General features: G+C 64.4%; 1 protein-coding gene. It reads right to left on the reverse strand.

The annotated features are described in order from the left end of the window. Window positions 1–19: 19 nt before the first annotated feature. Window positions 20–352: a DMT family transporter gene (locus AB4Z35_RS31065; protein WP_092290265.1), complete on the reverse strand. Its 333-nt coding sequence runs from the start codon at window positions 350–352 to the stop codon at window positions 20–22. Between the last annotated feature and the right edge of the window lie 33 nt (window positions 353–385).

The raw sequence follows: 385 nt of genomic DNA on the forward strand, positions 1-385 counted from the left end.
GTCCTGACCCCGGCGCGATTCAGTGACTCATCTTCGAGAACAGCTGGATCACCGCCACCCCTGCAATGATCAAGCCGATGCCGACCCAGGCCGCCAGGTCCGGCACCTGCCGGTACAGCACTGACGCGATCAGTGTCACCAGCACGATCCCCGCCCCGCACCAGATGGCATAGGCCACGCCCACCGGCACGGTCTTCATGACCTGCATCAGCAGCCAGAACGCGGCCACGTAGCCGGTGACCACCAGCACGCTGGGCCAGAGGCGCGTGAAGTTCTCGGCCGCCTTGAGGCTGCTGGTGGCGATGACCTCGGCCACGATGGCCAGCGCGAGCAATAGATATCCGTTCGACATGGCAGATGATTGACGTCAAGGGCAGGCCAAGGG

Origin of the sequence: Pseudomonas sp. KB_15 (genome assembly GCF_052114525.1) — a bacterium.
Taxonomy (GTDB): Bacteria; Pseudomonadota; Gammaproteobacteria; order Pseudomonadales; family Pseudomonadaceae; genus Aquipseudomonas.

Excerpts from the sequence above, each read along its gene's own strand:
- AB4Z35_RS31065 (WP_092290265.1), bottom strand. The coding sequence starts at position 352 with ATGTCGAACGGATATCTATTGCTCGCGCTGGCCATCGTGGCCGAGGTC.